Below are 23263 nucleotides of genomic sequence, written 5' to 3'. Positions count from 1 at the left end.
CCGCCGTAGGGTGACCCGCATGTCCGAGTCCCGACAGCCGCACCTACGCATCGCCACGCCCGCCGACGAGGAGCGGCTGGCCCGGCTCGACCGTGACACCTGGTCGACGCTGCACGCGGTCACCCCCCGCCCGCAACCGCCGTACCGCGCCTTCTTCGACGAGCGCCACCTCCCCGAGGACTACCTGGTCGCCGAGCTCGACCGCCGCCTCGTCGGTTACATCCGGCTCGCCTTCCCCACCCCGCTCGCCTCGAACGCGCACGTCCGGCAGATCCAGGGCCTCGCCGTGTCCGAGGAGGCGCGCGGCCTGGGGGTGGGGCGCGCGCTGATCCGGGCGGCCGTGGCGGAGGCCCGCCGCCGCGGCGCCCGCCGCCTCACCCTGCGCGTCCTCGGCCACAACACCCCGGCCCGGAAGCTCTACGAGTCCGAGGGCTTCGTGGTGGAGGGCGTCCTGCCCGAGGAGTTCTGCCTGGACGGCGTCTACGTCGACGACGTCGCCATGGGCCGCGCGCTCTGATCTCTACGGCGCCCTGACCTCTACGAGGTTCTGGTCTGCACCGGGTTCTGGTCTCTACGGCGTGATCAGCTCGCCCGTGTCCACCGCCCGTGTCGCCTCTGCCGCCCGCCCGGCCTCCTCGGCGACCTCGTCCGCGGTCAGCACATAGCCGGTCTCGGCGTCGGAGGTGGAGCGGGCGAAGACCACGCCGTACACCCGGCCCTCCGTGGTCAGCAGGGGACCGCCGGAGTTGCCCGGGCGGACGGTGGAGCGGATCGAGTAGATCTCACGGGTCACGGTCTCGTCGTTGTAGATGTTCCGGCCCGTCGCCTGCACCCGGTTGGCGACCGTGGCCGCCTGGAGGTTCAGGGCGCCGTCCTGGGGATAACCGGCGACCACCGCCGAGTCGCCCCGCGCCGCGCTGTCGTCCCACTTCAGCACCGGCGCGCTCAGCTCGGGCACGTACAGCACCGCCACGTCCTTGCCCGGGTCGAACAGCACCACCCGGGCGTCGTACGCCGGACCCACCCCGCCCACCCGCACGCTCGGCTCGTCGATGCCGGCCACCACATGGGCGTTGGTCATCACATGCCGCGCCGCGTACACGAAACCGCTGCCCTCGCGGCCCTGGGAGCCCGAGACGCCCTCGATCTTGACCGTGCTCCGCTGGGCGGCGTCGGTGGCGGCGGCGGTGACGCTGTCGCCGGTGGGCCGGGCGACCTCGGCGGCCGACTCTTTCTCGAACGGGTTGAACACCTGCGGGAAGCCTGCCTCGGTGAGCGCCGAGGTGGCCCCCGAGAACCAGGCCGGGGTGGTGTCCGGCATCGCGTCCTGCACGGTCCCCAGCACCCGGGAGTCCCGGATCGCCGAGGTCAGCAGCGGCGAGGAGGACGCGGCCAGCACGCTCGCCGCGACCCAGGCCACGATCAGCACGGCCACCGAGTTGGCCACCGCCCCGCCGATGCCGTCGGCCACCCGCAGTGGACCCCGGTCCAGCTCCCGGCGCAGCCGCAGCGCGAGACGCCCCGCCAGCTCGTGCCCCACCGCCGCCGGGACCAGCACCGTCAGCACCGCGGTCACCGTCGCCGCGGTCGTCCCCGGCGTCACCAGCTCCATCACCCACGGCAGCACCCACACACCGATGACCGCGCCGCCCACGAACCCGGCGAGCGAGACGCACCCGGCGACCAGACCACGCCGGTAGCCGGAGGCCGCGTAGGCGAGGATCGCGAGCAACAGCAGGATGTCGAGCAGGTCCACGGAGCCGCCTTTCTCTCGGACCATCCAGTACGCACGGAACAGGTCCTGTGATCAGCCACGCGCGCGTGTACCCGGAAAACGCCGCAGACCATGACGATGGTTCCACCGGGTGGCAGAGCACACATCGCGGGCGGAGCGGATCCGTCGGACAGTGGGTCCATGCGTGTCTTCCGACCGGCCTTCCGAAGAACGCGGGGGGCACGAAGGCGTCGTCCCGGCCGAATACCCCGTCCGGCGCTCGCCGCACTCGGCTGTCTGCCGGGGCTCGCCGCCGTCACCGCCCTCGCCCTGTGCGCCAGCGGCGTGGAGCGCCCCGCGGCCGGGCGCGCCCTCGCGGCCCGTCCCGCCGCCCTGCACAGCGCCACCCGGCCGCCCATCGTGCCGCGCTCGGCCTGGCTCGACGAGGACACCCGGCGCTCCCAGCCGCCACCGCGCTACGACGACGAGGTCGTGGCCGTCTTCGTCCACCACACCGACTCGCCCAACGCCTACGACTGCGCCGAGGCGCCCCGCATCCTCCGCTACCTGTACACCGGCCAGACCGGCTCCCGGGACTGGGACGACATCGGCTACAACTTCCTCGTCGACCGCTGCGGCACCATCTACGAGGGCCGCGCCGGAGGCGTCGCCCGCGCCGTCACCGGCGCCCACACCCAGGGCTTCAACCACCGCACCGCCGGGATCGCCGCCCTCGGCACCTTCACGGCCGGAGCGGAGGTGCCCCAGGCCATGACGGACTCCATCGCCGCGCTCGCCGCCTGGAAACTGGGCCTGTCCGGCACCGACCCGCGCGCCGAGGTCCGCCTGGTCTCCAGCAACAGCCTCAGCCGCTATCCGCGCGGCACCCGCGCCACCCTGCACGCCCTCGCGGGGCACCGGGACGGCTACATGACCAGCTGCCCCGGCGCGGCCCTCAGCGCCCGGCTGCCCCAGATCCGGCAACTGGCGGCCTACCTCCAGGGCCGCCACTGAGCCTGCCGGGACCGCTCTCACAGGAACGCCACAGCGGGCGCGCAGGGCGCTCAGATCCCGCCGCCCTAGCGTCGTGCCCACAAGCCGACCGGAGGTGGGGACACATGAGGAGCAGCAGTCGGATGTGGACGGTGGTCTGCGCGGTCACGACCGTCGTTCTGGGACCGGCGGCCGTCACGGCATCGGCCCTCGAACAGGCCAACGCGGCACCGCAGCACCACACGGTGAAGGTGAAGGCCGAGGCCGCGCAGGCGTACCTCCCCTCGGACCCGAACCGCCGCAGGGTCTAGGCGCGTTCTAGGCGCGGAAGCGTTCCCAGAGCCTGGGGTAGCGCTCGGCCAGGGCCGGCTCGTTCTCGAAGTCGACCGGGGTGCCCTGCGGTTCCGTGGCGGCGGGCGGGATGCCGAGGTCCGGGGCGACGGTGCCGGTGAGCTGTTCGTAGGCCTCGTCGGCCGCGTAGCCGAGCTCCTCGCCGTCGCCGTCGTACTCCTCGTCGAACTCGTCCAGGAGGTCGGCCAGCGAGTCGGGGTCGTGCACCGCGCCCTCGTACACCTCCCGGCCCTGGCCGATCAGCCAGCACCGGAAGAAGTCGAAGGCGTCGTCGCTCGCGCCGTCCAGCAGCACCCAGGCGGCGCCCCACAGATCCCAGGTGTAGGCGCGGTTGTAGCGGGCCTCGAAGTGGCGGGCGAAGTCCAGGACCATCTCGGGGTCCAGCTGGAGCAGCCGGTCCACCAGCAGGTCCGCCTGCTCCTCGGGGTCGCCCTCGGCGGCCTCGCGCGTGGCGTCCACCAGCTCCCAGAACTCCGTCTCGTCCATCACGGGTCCAGCATCGGCCCTTGACGGGTGGGGCGCACGTGGAGTGGGGCGGATTGTTATCGGGCGTCCGCGGTTGTTATCGCGCCTGTTCCGTGCCGTACAGGGCGGCCAGCCGCCGCGTGTCCGCCGCGAAGCGCGCCCGCAGGGAGTCGGGGGCCAGCACCTCGGCCTCCGGACCCAGCGACGCGAGCTGGCTGTGCGCGACCTCCTCGGACTCCACCGGCACCGTCACGCGCACCCACCCGTCCCCGTCCGGCTCACCGGCCCGCGCGAGCGCTTCCCGCGCGGACAGCGGATCGAGGAGGTACGGCAGCCTGCGCGCCCCGTCCGGGGACAGCCGTACCACCACCTCCGCGCGCAGCAGGGACCGCGCGAACTGCTCGGCCCGCTCCTCCCAGAAGGCGGGCAGCTCGAACTCCTCGTCCCGCTCGAACCGCTCCTCCCCGGCCTCCACGGCGGCGAACCGGTCGATGCGGTAGACGCGGTACGACCCGTGCCCGGCGACCCGCGCGCACAGGTACCAGACCCCCGCCTTCAGCACGAGCCCGTACGGCTCCAGCTCCCGCCGCACCTCGCCCTCGCCCCGCCGGTACACCGCCACCACCCGGCGGTCGTCCCACACGGCCTCCGCGACGGCGGGCAGCAGCGCGGGCGTCTCGGGCTCCTTGAACCAGTTCGGCGCGTCCAGATGGAACCGCTGCGAGGCGGTCCGGGACGCGTCCCTGAGGGAGGGCAGCAGCGCGGCGGACACCTTCAGGCGTGCGGCGGAGGCGGCGTCGTCGAGGCCCATCTCCCGGAGCGCACCGGGCACCCCGCTCAGGAACAGCGCCTCGGCCTCGCTGCGGTGCAGCCCCGTCAGCCGCGTCCGGTACCCCCCGATCAGCCGGTACCCCCCGGCCCGCCCCCGGTCCGCGTAGACCGGCACCCCCGCCTCCGACAGCGCCTGCGCGTCCCGCGTCACGGTCCGCTCGGACACCTCCAGCTCCCGGGCCAGCTCGGCGGCGGTCATGGAGGGCCGGGACTGCAGGAGCAGGACCATCTTGATCAGGCGGGCGGCGCGCATACGGCCATCATGCAGGAGGCCCCCACCGAGGTGGGGGCCTCCTCCTTGACGCCCTGTCCTGCGGGCCGTTGTCCTACAGGCCTGGTCCTACAGGCCGTACTTGGCGCGCGCTTCCTTCACCGCCGTGGCCTGCGTCTCGCCGCGCTTGGCGAGCTGGGCCAGGGCCGCGACCACGATGGACTCGGCGTCGACACCGAAGTGGCGGCGGGCCGCCTCACGGGTGTCGGAGAGACCGAAGCCGTCCGCGCCCAGCGAGGACCAGTCCTGCTCGACCCACTGCGCGATCTGGTCCGGGACCTGCCGCATGTAGTCGGAGACCGCCAGCACCGGGCCCTCGGCGCCCTGCAGCGCCTGCCGGACGTACGGCACCCGCTCCTCGCCCCGCAGCAGCGCCGCGTCCGCCTCCAGGGCGTCGCGCCGCAGCTCGGTCCAGGACGTCGCCGACCAGACGTCGGCCGCGACCCCCCACTCCTCGGCGAGCATCCGCTGCGCCTTCAGCGCCCAGTGGATCGCCGTACCGGAGCCCAGCAGCTGGATGCGCGGGGCGTTCGCCGGCACGGTCACACCCGCCGACTCGGCCGTGTTGAAGCGGTACAGGCCCTTGACGATGCCCTCGTCGATACCGAGCCCGGACGGCTTCGCGGGCTGCGGCAGCGGCTCGTTGTAGACGGTCAGGTAGTAGAAGACGTTCGGGTCCTCGCCGGGCGCCGCCTCGCCGTACATCCGGCGCAGACCGTCCTTGACGATGGCCGCGACCTCGTAGGCGAAGGCCGGGTCGTACGTCAGGGCCGCCGGGTTCGTCGCCGCGATCACCGGCGAGTGGCCGTCGGCGTGCTGCAGACCCTCACCGGTCAGCGTCGTCCGGCCGGCGGTGGCGCCGATCAGGAAGCCGCGGCCGAGCTGGTCGCCGAGCTGCCACATCTGGTCGGCCGTGCGCTGCCAGCCGAACATCGAGTAGAAGATGTAGAACGGGATCATCGCCTCACCGTGCGTGGAGTACGCGGTGGACGCGGCGATGAAGTCGGCCATCGAACCGGCCTCGGTGATCCCCTCGTTGAGGATCTGGCCGTTCTTGGCCTCCTTGTAGTACATCAGCTGGTCACGGTCGACCGGCTCGTACGTCTGGCCCTTGGGCGAGTAGATGCCCAGGGACGGGAAGAGGCTCTCCATGCCGAAGGTGCGCGCCTCGTCGGGGACGATCGGCACCCAGCGCTTGCCCGACTCCTTGTCGCGGACCAGGTCCTTGACGAGCCGCACAAAGGCCATCGTGGTGGCCACGTTCTGGGAACCCGACCCCTTGTCGAAGGAGGCGAAGGCCTTCTCGGCGGGCGCGGGCAGCGGGGCCAGCGCGTGCGTACGGCGGGCCGGGGCCGGGCCGCCGAGGGCCGCTCGGCGCTCCTGGAGGTACCGGACCTCGGGGGAGTCGGCGCCGGGGTGGCCGTAGGGGACCTGGCCGTCGACGAAGTCGCTGTCCTTGATGGGCAGTTCAAGAAGGTCACGCATCGTCTTGAACTCGTCCACCGTCAGCTTCTTCATCTGGTGGTTGGCGTTCTTCGACGCGAAGCCCTCGCCGAGGGTGTGGCCCTTGACGGTCTGGGCCAGGATCACGGTCGGCGCGCCCTTGAACTCGACGGCGGCCTTGTAGGCGGCGTACACCTTGCGCGCCTCGTGACCACCGCGGGAGAGGTGGAAGCACTCCAGGATCTTGTCGTCGCCCAGCAGCTTCGCCATCTCCACGAGCGCCGGGTCCTTGCCGAAGAAGTCCTGGCGGATGTAGGCGGCGTCACGCGTCTGGTACGTCTGCACCTGCGCGTCCGGTACCTCGCGGAGCCGGCGTACCAGCGCGCCGGTGGTGTCGAGCCGGAACAGCTCGTCCCACGCCGTACCCCACAGCGTCTTGATGACATTCCAGCCGGCGCCGCGGAACTGGGCCTCCAGCTCCTGCACGATCTTGAAGTTGGCGCGGACCGGGCCGTCGAGGCGCTGCAGGTTGCAGTTGATGACAAAGGTGAGGTTGTCCAGCTCCTCGCGGGCGGCGAGCGCGAGGGCCGCCGTCGACTCGGGCTCGTCCATCTCACCGTCGCCGAGGAACGCCCACACGTGCGAGGCGGAGACGTCCTTGATGCCGCGGTGGGTGAGGTACCGGTTGAAGCGCGCCTGGTAGATGGCGGAGAGCGGACCGAGACCCATGGAGACGGTCGGGAACTCCCACAGCCAGGGAAGGCGGCGCGGGTGCGGGTACGACGGGAGGCCGTCACCGCCGGACTCCTGGCGGAAGCGGTCGAGGTGGTGCTCGTTCAGCCGGCCGTCGAGGAAGGCACGGGCGTAGATACCGGGAGAGGCGTGCCCCTGGATGTAGAGCTGGTCACCGGAGCCATCCGCCTCCTTCCCCTTGAAGAAGTGGTTGAAGCCGGTCTCGTACAGCCACGCGGCGGAGGCGAAGGTGGCGATATGACCGCCGACGCCGTACTTCGAGCCGCGGGTCACCATGGCGGCCGCGTTCCAGCGGTTCCAGGCGGTGATCCTGCGCTCCATCTCCTCGTCACCGGGGACGGCCGTCTCCGCGGCGGTGGGGATGGTGTTCAGGTAGTCGGTTTCCAGCAGCTTGGGCAGCGCGATGCCGGTGCCCTCCGCGCGCTCCAGGGTGCGGCGCATCAGGTAAGCCGCACGGTGCGGGCCGGCCGCCTTGGCGACCGCGTCGAGGGAGGCCTGCCATTCGGCGGTCTCCTCCGGGTCCCGGTCGTGGAGCTGGTCGAGCTCGCTCGGCTGGATGGCGTTGGGGTCGGTCATGTCGCCGCCTTCCTCAGTCGAAGGGGGTTCCCTCATCGGTAAGGGTTCGGGGGTGCCCTTGGTCTTTGGCAGGACAGGGCGTGGGTCTCGGTTCAGACCCGTCGGCGACTGTAACTCCCTGATCGATGATCGATCAAAGGGTTGAAGGAGAAAACCTCTCGATAACGAGAAAGTCGGCACGGGGTGCCTCGCCCGGAGACACCGGGTGCCGTCTGTTTATGCAGGTGGGGCGACGTATGAGCGGGGGTCCGCTCAGGGCTCGTGGCGCGGGGCGCAGCCGAGGACGTGCGCCTTGACCAGCTCCGCGATCCGCGGGTCCCGCCGCCGGAACGCCTGCACCAGCTCCTCGTGCTCCTCGGCGTACGACTGCTGGACGGTCCCCAGCCAGCGAATGGAGAGGGCGGTGAAGACCTCGATACCGAGCCCTTCCCAGGTGTGCAGCAGGACGGAATTCCCGGCGGCCCGCACCATCTCCCGGTGGAAACCGACCGTGTGCCGCACCTGCCCCGTCCCGTCGGCGTTCCGGTCCGCCTCGTACAGCGCGGCGACGTGCGGCTCCAGCGCGGAACAGTCCTCCGCGAGCCGCGCGGCCGCCAGCTCCGCGGCGATGGCCTCGAGACCGGCCCGTACCGGGTAGCTCTCCTCGAGATCGGCGGCGGTCAGATTCCTCACCCGTACGCCCTTGTTGGGCGCCGACTCGATCAGCCGCAGCGACTCCAGCTCCCGCAGCGCCTCGCGCACCGGCGTCTGGCTGACCTCCAGCTCGGTCGCGATCCGCCGCTCCACGATCCGCTCGCCCGGCTGCCAGCGTCCGCTGATGATCCCTTCCAGGATGTGCTCGCGGATCTGTTCGCGCAGCGAGTGGACGACGGGCGCGGTCATGAGGGCTCCTTAGGGCGCGCGTTTGACATCTAGACAATACGGCCGCCAGCCCGTCCCGGAGGGGCGCACAGGGGCGCTTCCACGCAGGTGAGACGAGGCTTACACGGCGTGTGGCGGGGGTGGTGGGCGGCGGTGGCGTCCGCGGGACGGAGTCGCACATCGAGGCCGCCCGCGTCCCTCGGGGCGTCGCAGTCGGCCTTCCGCAACGGCGGCGCCCCGCCCGGAAGATTTCCGGACGGGGCGCCGTACAGGCAGAAAAGCCCAGGTGGGTTACAGGCCGAGCTCGACCTCGAACTCGCCCGCCTCCAGGATCGCCTTGACCGCCGTCAGGTAGCGGGCCGCGTCGGCGCCGTCCACCAGGCGGTGGTCGTAGGAGAGGGTCAGGTACGTCATGTCGCGGACGCCGATGACCGGGCCATCCTCCGTCTCGATGACGGCCGGGCGCTTGACCGTGGCGCCGATGCCGAGGATCGCGACCTGGCCCGGCGGCACGATGATCGTGTCGAAGAGCGCGCCGCGCGAACCGGTGTTGGAGATGGTGAAGGTCGCGCCCGACAGCTCGTCCGGCGTGATCTTGTTGGCCCGGACCTTGCCCGCCAGGTCGGCGGTGGCCTTGGCGATGCCGGCGAGGTTGAGATCACCGGCGTTCTTGATGACCGGGGTCATCAGGCCCTTCTCGGAGTCCACCGCGATACCGATGTGCTCGGTGTCGAAGTAGGTGATGGTCCCCTCGGCCTCGTTGATCTTGGCGTTGACCGGCGCGTGGGCCTTCAGCGCCTGGGCCGCGGCCTTGACGAAGAACGGCATCGGGGAGAGCTTGACGCCCTCCCGGGCCGCGAACGCGTCCTTGGCGCGGGCGCGCAGCTTCATCAGGCGGGTGACGTCGACCTCGACGACCGAGGACAGCTGCGCCTGCTCGTGCAGCGCCTTGACCATGTTGTCGCCGATGACCTTGCGGATGCGGGGCATCTTGACGGTCTGGCCGCGGAGCGGGGAAGCCTCCAGCGCCGGAGCCTTCTTGGCGGCGGCGGCCGGAGCCGCGGCGGCCGGAGCCGGAGCGGCGGTCTTCGCGGCCTCGGCGGCGGCGATGACGTCCTGCTTGCGGATGCGACCGCCGACGCCGGTGCCCTTGACGGAGGCCAGGTCGACGCTGTTCTCGGCGGCGAGCTTGCGCACCAGCGGGGTGACGTAGGCGCCCTCGTCGGTGGCCTGCGCGGCGGGCGCCGGAGCGGCCGGAGCGGGGGCGGCCTGGGCCGGGGCGGCAGGAGCGGCCGGCGCGGGGGCCGGGGCAGCGGCCTGGGCCGGGGCGGCCTGGGCCGGGGCGGCCTGGGCCGGGGCGGCCTGGGCCGGAGCGGCGGGGGCGGCCGGAGCAGCCGGAGCCTGAGCCGGGGCGGCCGGGGCGGGGGCCGGGGCGGCCTGGGCCGGAGCGGGCTCGGGCTCGGGCGCCGGAGCGGCAGCCGGGGCCGGGGCCTCGGGAGCCGGGGCAGCGGCCGGAGCCGCACCCGGCGCGCCGATGACGGCGAGCTTGGCGCCGACCTCGGCCGTCTCGTCCTCGCCGACCGTGATCTCCAGCAGCACACCGGAGGTGGGCGCCGGGATCTCGGTGTCGACCTTGTCGGTGGAGACCTCGAGCAGCGGCTCGTCGGCCTCGACGCTGTCCCCGACCGACTTCAGCCAGCGGGTGACGGTGCCCTCGGTGACGGACTCACCGAGCGCGGGCAGGACGACGTCGGTGCCCTCGGCGGAGCCGGAGCCGGCAGCGGCCTCGGCGGTGGGAGCCGGGGCCGGAGCCGCCTGCTCCGTGGACGGCTGGGCGGCCGGGGCCGGCTCGGGAGCCGGCGGGGCCGCCTCCTCGGCGGCCGGGGCTTCGGCGGCCGGGGCTTCGGCGGCAGCGGGCGCGCCCGTGCCGTCGTCGATGACGGCCAGCTCGGCGCCGACCTCGACGGTCTCGTCCTCGGCGACCTTGATGGAGGCCAGGACACCGGCGGCAGGCGAAGGGATCTCGGTGTCGACCTTGTCGGTCGAGACTTCGAGCAGCGGCTCGTCGGCCTCGACGCGCTCGCCCTCGGCCTTCAGCCAGCGGGTGACAGTGCCCTCGGTGACGCTCTCGCCGAGCGCCGGAAGGGTTACGGAAACCGGCATGGTTTCGGTTGCTCCTAACGGATTGCGGAAGTCTGTGTCGTCGCTTCGTCGACCGAGGGATCAGTCGTGCGAGTGCAGCGGCTTGCCCGCGAGGGCCAGGTGGGCCTCACCCATCGCCTCGTTCTGCGTCGGGTGGGCGTGGATGAGCTGGGCGACCTCGGCGGGCAGCGCTTCCCAGTTGTAGATCAGCTGAGCCTCGCCGACCTGCTCGCCCATGCGGTCGCCGACCATGTGGACGCCGACCACGGCACCGTCCTTCACCTGGACGAGCTTGATCTCGCCCGCGGTGTTGAGGATCTTGCTCTTTCCGTTGCCCGCCAGGTTGTACTTCAGAGCGACGACCTTGTCCGCGCCGTAGATCTCCTTGGCCTTGGCCTCGGTGATGCCGACGGAGGCGACCTCCGGGTGGCAGTAGGTCACCCGCGGGACACCGTCGTAGTCGATCGGGACGGTCTTCAGACCGGCCAGACGCTCCGCCACCAGGATGCCCTCGGCGAAGCCGACGTGCGCGAGCTGGAGGGTCGGGACGAGGTCACCGACGGCGGAGATGGTCGGAACGTTGGTGCGCATGTACTCGTCGACCAGGACGTAGCCGCGGTCCATGGCGACGCCCTGCTCCTCGTAGCCCAGGCCCTGGGAGACGGGGCCGCGGCCGACGGCCACCAGCAGCAGCTCGGCCTCGAACTCCTTGCCGTCGGCGAGGGTGACCTTGACACCGTCCTGGGTGTACTCGGCCTTCGAGAAGAAGGTGCCCAGGTTGAACTTGATGCCGCGCTTGCGGAACGCGCGCTCGAGCAGCTTGGAGGAGTTCTCGTCCTCGACCGGGACGAGGTGCTTGAGGCCCTCGATGACGGTGACGTCCGCACCGAAGGACTTCCAGGCGGAGGCGAACTCGACGCCGATGACACCGCCGCCGAGGACGATCGCCGACTTCGGCACCCGGTCCAGGACGAGGGCGTGGTCCGAGGAGATGATGCGGTTGCCGTCGATCTCCAGGCCCGGCAGCGACTTCGGCACGGAGCCGGTCGCGAGCAGGACGTGGCGGCCCTGGACACGGCGGCCGCCCACGTCGACGGAGGTCGGCGAGGAGAGGCGGCCCTCACCCTCGATGTACGTCACCTTGCGGGAGGCGATGAGCCCCTGGAGCCCCTTGTACAGGCCGGCGATGACGCCGTCCTTGTACTTGTGGACGGCCGGGACGTCGATGCCCTCGAAGGTGGCCTTCACGCCGAACTGCTCGCTCTCGCGGGCCTGGTCGGCGATCTCGCCCGCGTGCAGCAGGGCCTTGGTGGGGATGCAGCCCCGGTGCAGGCAGGTGCCGCCGACCTTGTCCTTCTCGATCAGGGCGACGTCCAGGCCCAGCTGCGCCCCGCGCAGGGCCGCGGCGTAACCACCGCTACCACCGCCGAGGATCACTAGGTCGAAAACGGTGCTGGCGTCGTTCGCCACGTCACGTCCTCCATGCATGTGCGCCACGCCGGTCTCCAGTGACCGGTCGGCGGCTGGTGTCCGGCCGCTCTTTGCTTTCGGCCCTTCGGTGGGGGCCCTGTCCTGCCGAGCCCCATCTTCGCACTTGTCGCCATCGGGCGAGACGCCGGGCCGACGTGTGAGACACCACACGCGGCGGTGATCCACCCGTCCTCGAGCGGCGGGGCCTCGCGCTACCCGCGAGCGAGGCCCCGCCGGACCGGATCAGCCCAGGTCGCCGGCGGCCGTGAGCTCGGCGAGCCGCACCAGCGTGCGGACACCGGAGCCCGTGCCGCCCTTCGGCGTGTAGCCGAACGGCCCCTGCTCGTTGAAGGCCGGGCCCGCGATGTCGAGGTGCGCCCAGGTGATGCCGTCGCCGACGAACTCCCGCAGGAAGAGGCCCGCGACCAGGCCGCCGCCCATCCGCTCGCCCATGTTCGCGATGTCCGCGGTGGGGGAGTCCATCCCCTTGCGCAGGTGGTCCGGCAGCGGCATCGGCCAGGACGCCTCGCCGACCTCCTCGGCGGCCTCCACGATCGCCGTACGGAAGGCGTCGTCGTTGGCCATGACGCCGAACGTCCGGTTGCCCAGCGCCAGCACCATCGCGCCGGTCAGCGTCGCCACGTCGACGATCGCGTCCGGCTTCTCCTGCGAGGCCGCCCACAGGGCGTCCGCCAGGACCAGCCGGCCCTCGGCGTCGGTGTTGAGCACCTCGACGGTCTTGCCGCTGTACATCCGCAGCACGTCACCCGGGCGGGTGGCGGAGCCGGAGGGCATGTTCTCGGCCAGCGCCAGCCAGCCGGTGACGTTGACCGGCAGACCCAGCCGCGCCACGGCCACGACGGCCGCGAACACCGCCGCCGCCCCGCTCATGTCGCACTTCATCGTCTCGTTGTGCCCGGCGGGCTTCAGCGAGATGCCGCCCGAGTCGTAGGTGATGCCCTTGCCCACGAACGCGAGGTGCTTCTTCGCCTTCGAGTGCGTGTACGACAGCTTCACCAGCCGGGGGCCCGCCGCGGATCCGGCGCCGACGCCGAGGATGCCGCCGTAGCCGCCCTTCTGGAGGGCCTTCTCGTCGAGCACCTGCACCTTGATGCCGTGCTCCTTGGCCGCCACCTGGGCGACCGCGGCGAACGCCTCCGGGTCGAGGTCGTTCGGCGGGGTGTTGATCAGGTCACGGGCGCGGTTGAGCTCCTCGGTGACGGCGGCGGCCCGCTCGAGCGCGGCCTTGAACGCCTTGTCCCGCGGCTTCCCGCCGAGCAGGATGACCTCGCCGAGCGGCCCCTTGCCCTTGCCGTCCTCGCCGCTGTCCTTGTACGCGTCGAAGGAGTACGCGCCGAGCAGCGCGCCCTCCGCGACGGCACCGGCGTCCGCGGCGTCGGCGAGGGGAAGAGCGAAGGCGGCCTTCTTCGAGCCGGCCAGCGCACGCGCCGCCGCACCCGCGGCCTTGCGCAGCGCCTCCGCGCCGTACCCGGCGTCCTTCTCGGGCTCCGCGCCGAGGCCGACGGCCACCACGAGGGGGGCCTTGAAGCCGGACGGGGCCGGGAGCTTGGTCACCTCGCCCTCGCCGCCGGAGGCACCGAGGGTCTCCAGGACGCCGGCGAGCCTGCCGTCGTAGGCCTTGTCCAGGGCTTCGGCGCCCGGGGCGACCACGGGGCCCTTGGCGCCCTTGGCGACACCGATCACGATCGCGTCGGCCCGCAGGCCGGGCGCCGCGGCGGTGCTGTGAGTGAGAGCAGTCACGGTGGTGAAATCTCGCTTCCGATGTGAAGTTGCAGTGGCCGAGAGGTGTGGGTCGACCGGGCCCGAGGGCCGACCCTATTCGGCTGAACGGGTGCGGGCTCAGCGGGGCCTTCCCCGGTGCGGCTGACACTCGGGACGAGCCTACGCGCGTACGGTCCGTTCGCTCATTCCTGCGGGCGTTCACCTGTCGGTGGCGTCATGGCCATTACCGGCCCTCACTCCCGGTGAGCTGAGACACACTCATCGCGTTCCGGTGAGCTGGTGGCTCGCCGCTTCGCATGATTTCCAAGGATCCTCCCCGATTCGGTTCCGTCCAGGGGGGTCTTCTGGGGGAGGGGACGACACATGGCGCACCGTGCGCGCAGATGGAGAAGGACCGCAGCCGCCCTGACGGTCGTGGGAGTCATGACGCTGGGACCGGGGGTGCCCGGCGCCTCGGCGGCCGTGGATCCGCGCGTCGACCTGAGGGTGCTGGTGGTGGACGACGGCGGCAGCGCCGTGCGGGCCATCGCCGCCCAGTTGCGCGGCACCGGCATCCCGTACACGACGATCGACCTGAACGACTCGGCACGCCCGGCGGTGACCGCCGCGTTCCTCAGCGACACGGTCGGCGGCCGCCCGCGCGCCAGGTTCCAGGGCGTCGTCCTGCCGAACGAGGCCCCGTTCGGCAGCGGTTCCGCCGAGCAGACCGCGCTGGAGACCTACGAGCGGACCTACGGCATCCCGCAGGTCGACGCCTACACCTGGGCGCACCCCGGCGTCGGCCTCGACTACACATCCGAGGGCGGCTGGTCCGGCAGCCTCGACGGACGCCAGGCCGCCGTCACCGACGCGGGGAAGTCCTCGTCCTTCGGCTACCTCGACGGCGCGTTCCGGTTCGAGGACAACGCCCCCACGATCCAGGAGAGTTACGGCTACGTCGCCCGCCCCCGCGCCGGCTTCACCAGCTACGTCGACGTCCCCGTGCCCGACGGCACCGGGCGCGGCAGCCTGATCGGGGAGTACGCCCACGACGGGCGCCGCGAGCTGGTGGTGACCTTCGCCTACAACCAGCACCAGCAGCAGTTCCGGGTGCTGGCCCGCGGCATCGTGGAGTGGCTGACCCAGGGCGTGCACCTGGGCCAGGACCGCAACTACTTCGCGGTGCACGTCGACGACGTCTTCGCCCCCGACGCCCGCTGGGACTCCGAGCGCAACTGCACCCCCGGCGACATCGACTGCGTCGGCGGCGGCGAGGAGACCGACCCGATCCGCATGACGGCCGAGGACGCGGGGTACGCCGCCCAGTGGCAGCGCACCCACGGCTTCACCATGGACATGGTCTTCAACGCCGGTTCCGGCGAGGAGTGGAAGACCGAGCGCGGCGGCACCGACCCGCTCGCCGCCCGGATGCTCGCCGACAAGGCGCAGTACCGCTGGATCAACCACACCTGGACCCACCCCTTCCTCGGCTGCGTCCAGGACACCTCCACCGTGCCGTGGAGCTGCGCGAAGAACGCCGACGGCTCGACGAAGTACATGAGCCGCGCCGAGATCGCCGCGCAGATCCGCGACAACCACAACTGGGCCGTGGCCAAGGGCCTCCCCGTCGACCGCACCGAGCTGGTCACCGGCGAGCACTCCGGGCTGAAGACGCTCCCGCAGCAGCCGGTCGACAACCCGAACCTGGCCGGCGCCCTCGCCGACAACGGCGTGAAGTGGATCGCCTCGGACAACTCCCGTGAGCCCGAGCAGCGCGCGGTGGGCGCCGCCCTGACCGTGCCCCGGCACCCCATGAACGTCTACTACAACACCGGCACCGAGGCCGAGATGGCCGACGAGTACAACTGGATCTACGCCTCCGCGGAGGACGGCGGCAGCGGTGTCTGCGCGACCAACCCCGCCTCCACCTGCCTCGACGAGCCCCTGGACCCGGCCACCGGCTTCGACGAGTACATCGTCCCGCAGGAGGCCCGTATCGCCCTCGGGCACGTGGTCGGCAACGACCCGCGCCCGCACTACGCCCACCAGTCCAACCTCGCCGAGGACCGGCTCCTCTACCCGGTGATGGAGAAGGTCCTGGCCGACTACCGGGCCCTGTTCGCCGACAACACCCCGGTGGAGAACCTCACCCAGAAGGCCATCGGCACCGAGCTCCAGCGCCGCGCGGCCTGGCGTACGGCGGTGGCGGACAACCGGGTCACGGCGTACCGCATCGGCACGACCGTGACGGTGAGCGCCCCGTCGGGAACCCAGATTCCGGTGACGGCACCGGAGGGCACCAGGAAGCAACTGGTGCTCGGCACCACCGTGTTCGGCACGCCGTACGCGGGCGAGCGCTCGGCCTGGACCACACCGGCGACGCTGCAGTCGGCGCTCACGCTGAAGCTTCCGTCGGCCTGAGCCGGCCCGCGCACCCCGGAACCTGACCACCCGGGGTGCGCGGTCGGTCCGTAAGACCCGTTCCGCAGGGGGGAACTCACGCATGAGGCGATCGGGCCTTCATGTCACCATGCTCACCGAAGGCACCTACCCGCACGTCCACGGCGGCGTCAGCACCTGGTGCGACCAGCTCGTCAAGGGCATGCCGGAGGTCGACTTCGACATCGTCTCGCTCACCGGCAGCGGCCGCGAACCCGTCACGTGGGAGCTGCCGCCCAACGTCCGCCGGCACACCTCGGTGCCGACCTGGGGGCCGCGTCCGGGACACCGGCGGGCGCCGAGCGGCCGGGCCCGCCGCCGCTTCCTCGACTCCTACGAGCGCTTCCTGCTCTCCTTCCTGGACCCAGAGGCCGGCTGCGACTTCGGGGAGGCGCTGTACGAGCTGGCCCGGCTCGCCCGTGCCGGACAGCTGTCCGCGGCGCTGCGCTCCGAGTCCGCGCTGCGGTCGCTGCTGTGGATCTGGACGATGCCGCATCTGCCGACGGCCGCCGCCGGGCCCACCGTGCACGACGCGCTCACCGCGACCGACCTGCTGGAACACGCGCTGCGCCCGCTGGGCACCCGGATCCCGGAGGACTCGGTGGCGCACGCGGTGAGCAGCGGACTGGCCACGCTGCCCGCGCTCGCCGCCCACCGACTGGACGGCGTGCCGTTCCTCCTCACCGAGCACGGCATCTATCTGCGCGAGCGCTACCTGGGCTACCGCAGCGCCGAACAGCGCTGGCCCGTGAAGGCGTTCATGCTCGGCTTCTACCGTGAACTCAATTCACACGGGTACCGGGCGGCCCACCTGATCACACCGTGCAACCAGTACAACCGCCGCTGGGAGGAGCGCGGCGGCGCCGACGCCGGCAAGATCCGCACGGTCTACAACGGCGTCGACCCGCACGCCTTCCCGCACGCGGGCCCCGAGCCCGACATCCCCACCCTCACCTGGTGCGGCCGGGTCGACCCCATCAAGGACCTGGAGACCCTGCTCCACGCCTACGCCATGGTCCGCGCCGAACTCCCCGAGACCCGGCTGCGGCTGTTCGGCCCGGTCCCGCCCGGCGGCGAGGCGTACCGGACGAGACTGGAGAAGCTCGCCGCCGAACTCGGCGTCACCGACGGCCTCACCTTCGAGGGCCGCATCACCGAGGTCTGGCGCGCCTACGCCGCCGGACACGTCGTCATGCTGTCGTCGATCTCCGAGGGCTTCCCGTTCTCGATCATCGAGGCCATGTCCTGCGGCCGTACGACGGTCTCGACGGACGTCGGGGGAGTGCGCGAGGCGGTCGGCGACACCGGACTGGTCGTCCCGCCGCGCGAGCCGGAGAAGATGGCCGCGGCCGCCCTCACCCTGCTCAGGGACGACGAACGCCGCCTGGCCCTGGGCGAGCTGTCCCGGCAGCGGGTGATCGACCGGTTCACCCTGCGCCGTTCCGTGGACGCCTTCCGGACGATCTACCAGGAACTCGCGGGCCTGCCCGAGGTGTACGAGCCGACCGTCGAGACCGTCGCCGACTGGACCCTCGAACTGCGCGACCCCTGGTACGAGAAGGTCGCGACGGACGGGACCGACTGGTGAGCGGCGGCCTCCGGATGCCTCCGGGCGCCCCCGGCACCCTGCCCGTGATCCCCCGGCAGCGCACCCCCGGCTGGGCGGGGCCCGATCCGGTCGACGAACTCGCCGAGCGGCTCGACGACTTCGTCGCCGCCGCCGTCCACCCCGACGAGATCGCCGCGCTGCTGGAATCCGACGGCCTCTCGGACGACCAGATACGCGAGCGCTACGGCGTCAGGAACTCCTTCGCGCTGGCGGAGGAGCTGTACGAGCGGGTGGCCCGCCGGTACCCCGAGCCCGAGGGACCCGCCCCCGACCCGTGGCGGGCCGGCCTCCTGGGCTGTCTCCTGCGGGGCGTCGTCTTCGCCCTGCCCGGCTTCGGCTACGTCCTGGGCGCCCCCCTGCTCGTGGGCCCGCCGGGCGACCACGGCCTCCCGGCGGGCACGGTTCCGCTGCTGGCCGCCGCCCTGTTCGGCTGGGCCTGGAACCAGGGTCTCGCGCACCGGGCGTACACCTGGCTGGGCCTGGGCGACAGGGCCGCGGCCCGGCGCTCCCTGCTGCTGGGCGGGCCGGCCGGAGCGCTGCTGGGCGCCCTGATGGCCCTGCTCGCCGCCGGTACGGCGGCCCCGGCGGCGGTCGCCTTCGCGGCGGGGCAGTCCTGCTACCTGGGCGCGGCGACGGCCCTGCTGGTGCTGGGCCGCGAACGGGCCCTGCTGGCGGCCCTGTCGCCGATGACGGCCGGGGCGGTCCTGGCGCTGGTCCACCCGGTGCCGGACGCGGCCCGGCTGACGCTGCTCCTCGGCTCGGCGGCCGCGGTGGCGGTACTGGCCGTGCTGGCGGCGGCACCGCGCGGCGACACCCCGACGGCGGCCCCGGAGCCGGGCACCGTCCCCCTGGCCGCCTCCCTCCCCTACGCCCTCTTCGGGCTCAGCACCGGTGTTCTGGTGGTGTACGCGGCCCTCGGCGACGTCCTCGCGGGCGACGGGCACTCCGCCGTGGCCGCCCCCGCCGCCGTGGCCCTCACCCTCAGCATGGGCCCCGCAGAATGGCTCCTGCACCGCTTCCGCAGCCGCGGCCTCGCCGGGCTGCGGGCCAGCAGCACCCCGAGGGCGTTCCGGCGCACGACCGCCCGCACGGTCGCCGTCTGCCTCGCCGCCTACCTGGCCGCCCTGCTCACGCTCAACCTCGCCACCACCGCCCTGTGGCCGCACGCTCCCGCCGTCTCGGGCCTCCGGCTCGCCGGACTGCTCCTGCTCGGCGTGGTGATGTGGACGGGCCTGCTGCTCCAGTCGTTCGGCGCGGTCACCGGCGCCGCCCTGATCTGCCTCCTGGCCGCCCTGGCCCACACGCTCGCCCTGGTCACCCACACCGGGGGCCCGCACACCGTGGGCGTGGCGGTGTACGGGGCGGCGGCCGTGGCGCAGTCCGCACTGGTGTGCGTTTTGCTGGGAAGGGCAACCGCCCACAGATGAAGAACCTGCTGGTGCCCTACTACGAGCACCCCGCCGTCCGCCCGGCGGAGTGGGACGCGGTCGTCGCCGCCGCGCCCCGCCTCTACGGCGTGATCCTCAACCCGGCCAGCGGCCCCGGCGACCGCCCCGACCCGGCCTTCGCCGGCCTCGCCGCCCGGCTGCGCGCGGCGGACGTCCGGGTCCTCGGCTACACCGACACGGGATACGGCCACCGGCCCCACGCCGACGTGCTCCGCGACCTCACCCGGCACCGCGACTGGTACGGCACCGACGGCGCCTTCTTCGACCAAGTAGCCACCGGCCGGGAGGAGTTCGCGCACTACCAGCGGCTCGCGGTCGCGGCCTGGGGCCTCGGCAGCGCCACCCTCGTCCTCAACCACGGCACCCCACCGCACCCCTCCTACGGCCGCATCGCCGACGTGCTGGTCACCTTCGAGGGCACCTGGTCGACGTACCGCGAACTCCCCGCGCGGCAGGAGAGCTACGGCGCCGGGGTGCGCGTATGCCATCTGCTGTACGGCGTCCCGGCGGGCGTCGACGCGGAGCGGCCGGCGCGGGCGCGCGGGGCCACCGTGCACTGTGCGGTGCCCGGAGTGGGGGATCATCCCTGGGGTACGTTGCCGCACACCTTGGAGCCCGCCCGGTGAGACGCCTGTACCCGCTGGCCGCCCTGTTCGTCCTGCTGCTCGCGGGCTGCACCACCGCCTCCGACGGCAAGCCGCCGGGCGCCCGCTGGCAGCCCCGCCCCGGCACGGACTGGCAGTGGCAGCTGAGCGGACGCCTGGACACTGCCGTCGACGTGCCGGTCTACGACATCGACGGCTTCGACCACTCGGAGCGGACGGTCGAGGGCCTGCACCGGGACGGCCGCAAGGTGATCTGCTACCTGTCCACCGGCGCCTGGGAGGAGTTCCGCCCGGACGCTGAGGGGTTCCCCGACGAGGTGCTGGGCCGGGGCAACGGCTGGGAGGGCGAGCGCTGGCTGGACATCCGCCGTACGGACGTGCTGGAGCCGCTGATGGCGGCCCGGCTCGACATGTGCCGGGACAAGGGCTTCGACGCGGTCGAGCCGGACAACATGGACGGCTACCGCAACCGCACCGGCTTCCCGCTCACCGCCCGCGACCAGCTCCGCTACAACCGCCTGATCGCGAAGCTGGCCCACGACCGGGGCCTCGCCGTCGGCCTGAAGAACGACCTGGACCAGATCCCGGAACTGGTGGGGGACTTCGACTTCGCGGTGAACGAGCAGTGCGCGCAGTACGGCGAGTGCGGCGCGCTGAAGCCGTTCATCGACGCGGACAAGGCGGTCTTCCACGTCGAGTACGAACTGCCGACCAGCCGCTTCTGCACCGACTCCCGTCGCCTGGGCCTGAGTTCGCTGCTGAAGAAGTACGAGCTGGGGGCGTGGCGCGAGCCCTGCTAGAGGCCGAGCGTCAGCACGACGAGGGCCCCGGTGGCGGCGGTCTCCGCGACCCCGCCGAAGACATCGCCGGTGACCCCGCCGAAGCGCCGGACACAGCGCCGCAGGAGCAGTTCGGCGACGGCGAGGGCGGCGAGGACGGCGAGGAGGGTGCGTACGGCGTCACCGGCGCCCAGGAGCGCCCCGGCGGCGCCCGCGCCCAGGGCGACGGCGACGGTCACGCCCACCGCCGACCGCACCGGCACCACCCCGGCGACGGCCGCGCCGAGCCCCTCCGGCCGGGCGGCGGGCACCCCGGCACGGGCGGCGAGGGTGAGCGCCAGCCGGGCGGCGACGGCGCAGACGAGGGCGGCGAGGGCGCCGCGGGCCCAGGAGTCGGCGTAGAGCTGCGCGAGGGCGGCGACCTGGGCGAGCAGGACGAACAGCAGCGTGATGACGCCGAAGGGCCCGATGTCCGACTGCTTCATGATCCGCAGCGCGTCCTCGGCGGGCTTGCCGCTGCCGAGCCCGTCGGCGGTGTCGGCGAGGCCGTCGAGATGCAGCCCCCGGGTGAGCAGAGCGGGCACGGCGGCGGAGGCGACGGCGGCGAGCAGCGGCCCGGCGCCGAGGCGGAGCAGCACCAGCCCCAGGGCGCCGGCCAGGGCCCCGACGACCAGCCCGACCACCGGAGCGCCGAGCATGCCGCCGCGCGCGGCGTCCCGGTCCCACCGCTCGACCCCGACCGGGAGAACGGTGAGGGTGCCGAAGGCGAAACGGAGGCCGTGGAGGGCGGGAGCGCGGGACATCCGGGCAGGCTAGCCGCACCACTCCCACGGCCCAACACCGGCCGCGGCCCCGTCCCGTGCCGGGCACACTCGCCCCATGGGGTCATGGCTGGAGCGCAACATCATCGAACCGGGCAAGCTGCCCCTGCTCCTCGCCCTCACCGCCTTCGTGCTCACCTTCGTCGTCACCCGGCTCGTCACCCGCCTCATCCGGGCGGGCAAGGGCCCCTTCGGCAACGTCCAGGCCGGCGGGGTGCACATCCACCACGTCGTCCCCGGCGTGATCCTCACCGTCCTCGGCGGGTTCGGCGCGGTCGCGAGCGGCCGGAACGGTTTCGGCGCGGCCCTGTGGGCCGTGGTGTTCGGCATCGGCGCCGGACTGGTCCTGGACGAGTTCGCGCTGATCCTGCACCTGGCCGACGTCTACTGGACCGAGGAGGGCCGCCGGAGCGTCGAGGTCGTCGTCCTCACCGCCGCCCTGGTCGGCCTCGTCCTCTCCGGCTTCGCACCGTTCGGCGTCAACGACCTCAGCGAGGACGAAGTCCAGGGCCGGGGCAGCGTGATCTGGACCGTCGCCGTGAACTTCCTCTTCTCCCTGGTGGCCCTCTCCAAGGGCAAGACCTTCCTGGCCGTCTTCGGGGTGATCATCCCCGTCGTCGCCCTGATCGGCGCCCTCCGCCTGGCCCGCCCCGGCTCCCTGTGGTCCCGCCGCTTCTACACCCGCCGCCCCCGCGCCCGCGCCAAATCCACCCTCCGGGCCACCCGCCACGACAAACGCTGGTCAGGCCCCACCAGAACCCTCCAGAACTGGATCGGCGGCACACCGGACCCGGACACCGGCCACACCCCGGACGACCGCTGACGGCGGCCGGGCAGGGTCAGTTTTCGGGCTTTTCCAGGTCCTCTCGGGTCGATTCCGGCGGTGCGTCTCGCGTCGCTTCCGGCAGTGCCTCCCGCGTCGTTTCCGGTAGCTCCGCTGCCAGGGATGCCGCCGCCTGGACCATGGGGAGGGCCAGCAGGGCTCCCAGTCCTTCGCCGACCTTCACGCCCTGGCTGAGCAGGGGCTCCAGGGCCATCCGGTCCAGGGCCTTCGCCTGGCCGGGCTCGCCGCTGTCGTGGGCCGCCAGCCACCAGTCCGGCGCCCGGAACGCCACCCGCTGGCCCACCAGCGCACACGCGGCCACGACGACGCCGTCCAGGATCACCGGCATCTTCCGCACCGCGCTCTGCAGCAGGAAGCCGGTGATCGCGGCGAGGTCGGCCCCGCCCGTCGTCGCCAGCAGCTGCAACTGGTCCCCGAGCACCGGCCGGGCCCGCCGCAGCGCGTCCCGGATCGCCGCGCACTTGCGCATCCAGGCCAGGTCGTCGATGGCTAGCCCACCCCGCCCGGTCACCACGGACGCGTCCGTCCCGCACAGCGCGGCGACCAGCACGCCCGCCGCCGTCGTACCGCCCACGCTCACATCGCCGAGCACGACCAGATCCGTACCCGAGTCGGCCTCTTCGTCGGCGATCCGGACGCCGACCCGGAAGGCTGCCTCCGCCTCCTCCAGGGTCAGCGCGTCCTCGATGTCGATGCGCCCACTGCCACGCCGCACCCGGTGCCGTACGACGTCCTCGGGCAGGGTCTCGGGGTCGCAGTCGAGACCCAGGTCCACGACCCGCACCGGAACACCCAGCCGCCGGGCGAGCACCGACACCGGGCGGCCGCCCTCCAGGACGTCCCGCACCAACTGCCCCGCGCTGCCCGCGGCCCGCGCCGAGACACCCAGCTCGGCGATCCCGTGGTCACCGGCGAACAGCACCACCCGCGGTCGTTCCACCGGCCGCACCGGCGCGACGCCCTGCGCCGCGGCCAGCCACTCACCCAGGTCGTCGAGGCGGCCCAGCGACCCGGGCGGCACGATCTGACGCTCCCGGCGCGCCTCGGCGTCGCGGCGGACCCCGCCGTCGGGGCGCTCGATCAGATCGGTGAAGTCGTCGAGATTAAGCGAGCTCATTCGCCGAAC

General features: G+C 72.7%; 19 protein-coding genes. 9 read left to right on the top strand and 10 right to left on the bottom strand.

The window, feature by feature from the left end; all coding sequences use genetic code 11:
* Window positions 1-19 precede the first annotated feature (19 nt).
* Entirely contained in the window at window positions 20-517 is a 498-nt protein-coding gene (locus ACWD11_RS06290; protein ID WP_389418454.1) for a GNAT family N-acetyltransferase, read from the top strand.
* A gap of 54 nt (window positions 518-571) precedes the next feature.
* On the opposite strand, the gene ACWD11_RS06285 is transcribed toward ACWD11_RS06290, so the two are convergent.
* Window positions 572-1756, bottom strand: a complete 1185-nt coding sequence (locus ACWD11_RS06285; RefSeq protein WP_451281574.1) for a MarP family serine protease — start codon at window positions 1754-1756, stop codon at window positions 572-574.
* Window positions 1757-1915: 159 nt separating this feature from the next.
* Here ACWD11_RS06285 and ACWD11_RS06280 point away from each other — a divergent pair, with 159 nt between their 5' ends.
* Together ACWD11_RS06280 and ACWD11_RS06275 are read left to right on the top strand one after the other, a co-directional pair.
* Window positions 1916-2728 (top strand): peptidoglycan recognition protein family protein, encoded by an 813-nt coding sequence (locus ACWD11_RS06280; protein WP_451281572.1) that lies wholly within the window; start codon window positions 1916-1918, stop codon window positions 2726-2728.
* 104 nt (window positions 2729-2832) lie between these two features.
* Window positions 2833-3018 (top strand): hypothetical protein, encoded by a 186-nt coding sequence (locus ACWD11_RS06275; RefSeq protein WP_389418457.1) that lies wholly within the window; start codon window positions 2833-2835, stop codon window positions 3016-3018.
* 7 nt (window positions 3019-3025) lie between these two features.
* Here ACWD11_RS06275 and ACWD11_RS06270 read toward each other — a convergent pair whose 3' ends face one another.
* From ACWD11_RS06270 to ACWD11_RS06240, 7 genes are all read right to left on the bottom strand, one after another.
* Complete coding sequence (locus tag ACWD11_RS06270) at window positions 3026-3544, bottom strand: DUF4240 domain-containing protein (RefSeq protein WP_389418864.1); 519 nt, start codon at window positions 3542-3544, stop codon at window positions 3026-3028.
* 76 nt (window positions 3545-3620) lie between these two features.
* A complete protein-coding gene (locus tag ACWD11_RS06265; protein WP_451281569.1) occupies window positions 3621-4607 on the bottom strand; it encodes a helix-turn-helix transcriptional regulator in 987 nt (328 codons plus the stop codon).
* Window positions 4608-4694: 87 nt separating this feature from the next.
* The gene (aceE, locus tag ACWD11_RS06260; RefSeq protein ID WP_451281567.1) at window positions 4695-7397 is read right to left on the bottom strand and encodes a pyruvate dehydrogenase (acetyl-transferring), homodimeric type; all 2703 of its coding nucleotides are present in this window, start codon (window positions 7395-7397) and stop codon (window positions 4695-4697) included.
* A 252-nt stretch (window positions 7398-7649) separates the two neighbouring features.
* The gene (locus ACWD11_RS06255; RefSeq protein WP_389418460.1) at window positions 7650-8279 is read right to left on the bottom strand and encodes a GntR family transcriptional regulator; all 630 of its coding nucleotides are present in this window, start codon (window positions 8277-8279) and stop codon (window positions 7650-7652) included.
* Window positions 8280-8549: 270 nt separating this feature from the next.
* Window positions 8550-10421, bottom strand: coding sequence for a 2-oxoglutarate dehydrogenase, E2 component, dihydrolipoamide succinyltransferase (sucB, locus tag ACWD11_RS06250; protein WP_451281565.1), 1872 nt, complete (start codon window positions 10419-10421; stop codon window positions 8550-8552).
* Between the two features lie 60 nt (window positions 10422-10481).
* Window positions 10482-11870: a dihydrolipoyl dehydrogenase gene (lpdA, locus tag ACWD11_RS06245; protein WP_451281564.1), complete on the bottom strand. Its 1389-nt coding sequence runs from the start codon at window positions 11868-11870 to the stop codon at window positions 10482-10484.
* 243 nt (window positions 11871-12113) lie between these two features.
* Window positions 12114-13631, bottom strand: coding sequence for a leucyl aminopeptidase (locus ACWD11_RS06240; RefSeq protein ID WP_451281562.1), 1518 nt, complete (start codon window positions 13629-13631; stop codon window positions 12114-12116).
* A 345-nt stretch (window positions 13632-13976) separates the two neighbouring features.
* Here ACWD11_RS06240 and ACWD11_RS06235 point away from each other — a divergent pair, with 345 nt between their 5' ends.
* From ACWD11_RS06235 to ACWD11_RS06215, 5 genes are all read left to right on the top strand, one after another.
* Entirely contained in the window at window positions 13977-16013 is a 2037-nt protein-coding gene (locus ACWD11_RS06235; protein ID WP_451281560.1) for a hypothetical protein, read from the top strand.
* 82 nt (window positions 16014-16095) lie between these two features.
* On the top strand, window positions 16096-17619 hold the full coding sequence (pelF, locus tag ACWD11_RS06230; RefSeq protein WP_451281558.1) for a GT4 family glycosyltransferase PelF: 1524 nt from the start codon (window positions 16096-16098) through the stop codon (window positions 17617-17619).
* Window positions 17616-19067 carry a hypothetical protein gene (locus ACWD11_RS06225; protein WP_451281556.1) on the top strand — a complete coding sequence of 484 codons (1452 nt, stop codon included), beginning with the start codon at window positions 17616-17618 and terminating at the stop codon, window positions 19065-19067. The genes pelF and ACWD11_RS06225 overlap by 4 nt, the downstream gene beginning before the upstream one ends.
* On the top strand, window positions 19064-19714 hold the full coding sequence (locus ACWD11_RS06220) for a spherulation-specific family 4 protein (RefSeq protein WP_451281554.1): 651 nt from the start codon (window positions 19064-19066) through the stop codon (window positions 19712-19714). The genes ACWD11_RS06225 and ACWD11_RS06220 overlap by 4 nt, the downstream gene beginning before the upstream one ends.
* Window positions 19711-20493, top strand: coding sequence for an endo alpha-1,4 polygalactosaminidase (locus tag ACWD11_RS06215; RefSeq protein ID WP_451281552.1), 783 nt, complete (start codon window positions 19711-19713; stop codon window positions 20491-20493). Before ACWD11_RS06220 ends, ACWD11_RS06215 begins: the two co-directional genes overlap by 4 nt.
* On the opposite strand, the gene ACWD11_RS06210 is transcribed toward ACWD11_RS06215, so the two are convergent.
* Complete coding sequence (locus ACWD11_RS06210; RefSeq protein WP_389418469.1) at window positions 20490-21275, bottom strand: adenosylcobinamide-GDP ribazoletransferase; 786 nt, start codon at window positions 21273-21275, stop codon at window positions 20490-20492. The two genes, ACWD11_RS06215 and ACWD11_RS06210, sit on opposite strands and share 4 nt — an antisense overlap.
* Before the next feature lie 76 nt (window positions 21276-21351).
* On the opposite strand from ACWD11_RS06210, the gene ACWD11_RS06205 reads away from it, so the two are divergent.
* Window positions 21352-22116: a hypothetical protein gene (locus tag ACWD11_RS06205; protein WP_451281550.1), complete on the top strand. Its 765-nt coding sequence runs from the start codon at window positions 21352-21354 to the stop codon at window positions 22114-22116.
* Window positions 22117-22132: 16 nt separating this feature from the next.
* Here the strand turns inward: ACWD11_RS06205 and cobT are convergent, their stop codons facing one another.
* A complete protein-coding gene (cobT, locus tag ACWD11_RS06200) occupies window positions 22133-23254 on the bottom strand; it encodes a nicotinate-nucleotide--dimethylbenzimidazole phosphoribosyltransferase (protein ID WP_451281548.1) in 1122 nt (373 codons plus the stop codon).
* Between the last annotated feature and the right edge of the window lie 9 nt (window positions 23255-23263).

The sequence above is a fragment of the Streptomyces sp. NPDC002776 genome, from assembly GCF_053592195.1.
This window is presented reverse-complemented; position numbering and strand designations above follow the sequence as displayed.

What these genes read in the sequence shown, in the direction of transcription:
- ACWD11_RS06290 (WP_389418454.1), top strand. Translation starts at nt 20, where the DNA reads ATGTCCGAGTCCCGACAGCCGCACCTACGCATCGCCACGCCCGCCGAC.
- ACWD11_RS06280 (WP_451281572.1), top strand. Translation starts at nt 1,916, where the DNA reads ATGCGTGTCTTCCGACCGGCCTTCCGAAGAACGCGGGGGGCACGAAGG.
- ACWD11_RS06275 (WP_389418457.1), top strand. Translation starts at nt 2,833, where the DNA reads ATGAGGAGCAGCAGTCGGATGTGGACGGTGGTCTGCGCGGTCACGACC.
- ACWD11_RS06270 (WP_389418864.1), bottom strand. Translation starts at nt 3,544, where the DNA reads ATGGACGAGACGGAGTTCTGGGAGCTGGTGGACGCCACGCGCGAGGCC.
- ACWD11_RS06265 (WP_451281569.1), bottom strand. Translation starts at nt 4,607, where the DNA reads ATGCGCGCCGCCCGCCTGATCAAGATGGTCCTGCTCCTGCAGTCCCGG.
- aceE (WP_451281567.1), bottom strand. Translation starts at nt 7,397, where the DNA reads ATGACCGACCCCAACGCCATCCAGCCGAGCGAGCTCGACCAGCTCCAC.
- ACWD11_RS06255 (WP_389418460.1), bottom strand. Translation starts at nt 8,279, where the DNA reads ATGACCGCGCCCGTCGTCCACTCGCTGCGCGAACAGATCCGCGAGCAC.
- sucB (WP_451281565.1), bottom strand. Translation starts at nt 10,421, where the DNA reads ATGCCGGTTTCCGTAACCCTTCCGGCGCTCGGCGAGAGCGTCACCGAG.
- ACWD11_RS06235 (WP_451281560.1), top strand. Translation starts at nt 13,977, where the DNA reads ATGGCGCACCGTGCGCGCAGATGGAGAAGGACCGCAGCCGCCCTGACG.
- pelF (WP_451281558.1), top strand. Translation starts at nt 16,096, where the DNA reads ATGAGGCGATCGGGCCTTCATGTCACCATGCTCACCGAAGGCACCTAC.
- ACWD11_RS06220 (WP_451281554.1), top strand. Translation starts at nt 19,064, where the DNA reads ATGAAGAACCTGCTGGTGCCCTACTACGAGCACCCCGCCGTCCGCCCG.
- ACWD11_RS06210 (WP_389418469.1), bottom strand. Translation starts at nt 21,275, where the DNA reads ATGTCCCGCGCTCCCGCCCTCCACGGCCTCCGTTTCGCCTTCGGCACC.
- ACWD11_RS06205 (WP_451281550.1), top strand. Translation starts at nt 21,352, where the DNA reads ATGGGGTCATGGCTGGAGCGCAACATCATCGAACCGGGCAAGCTGCCC.
- cobT (WP_451281548.1), bottom strand. Translation starts at nt 23,254, where the DNA reads ATGAGCTCGCTTAATCTCGACGACTTCACCGATCTGATCGAGCGCCCC.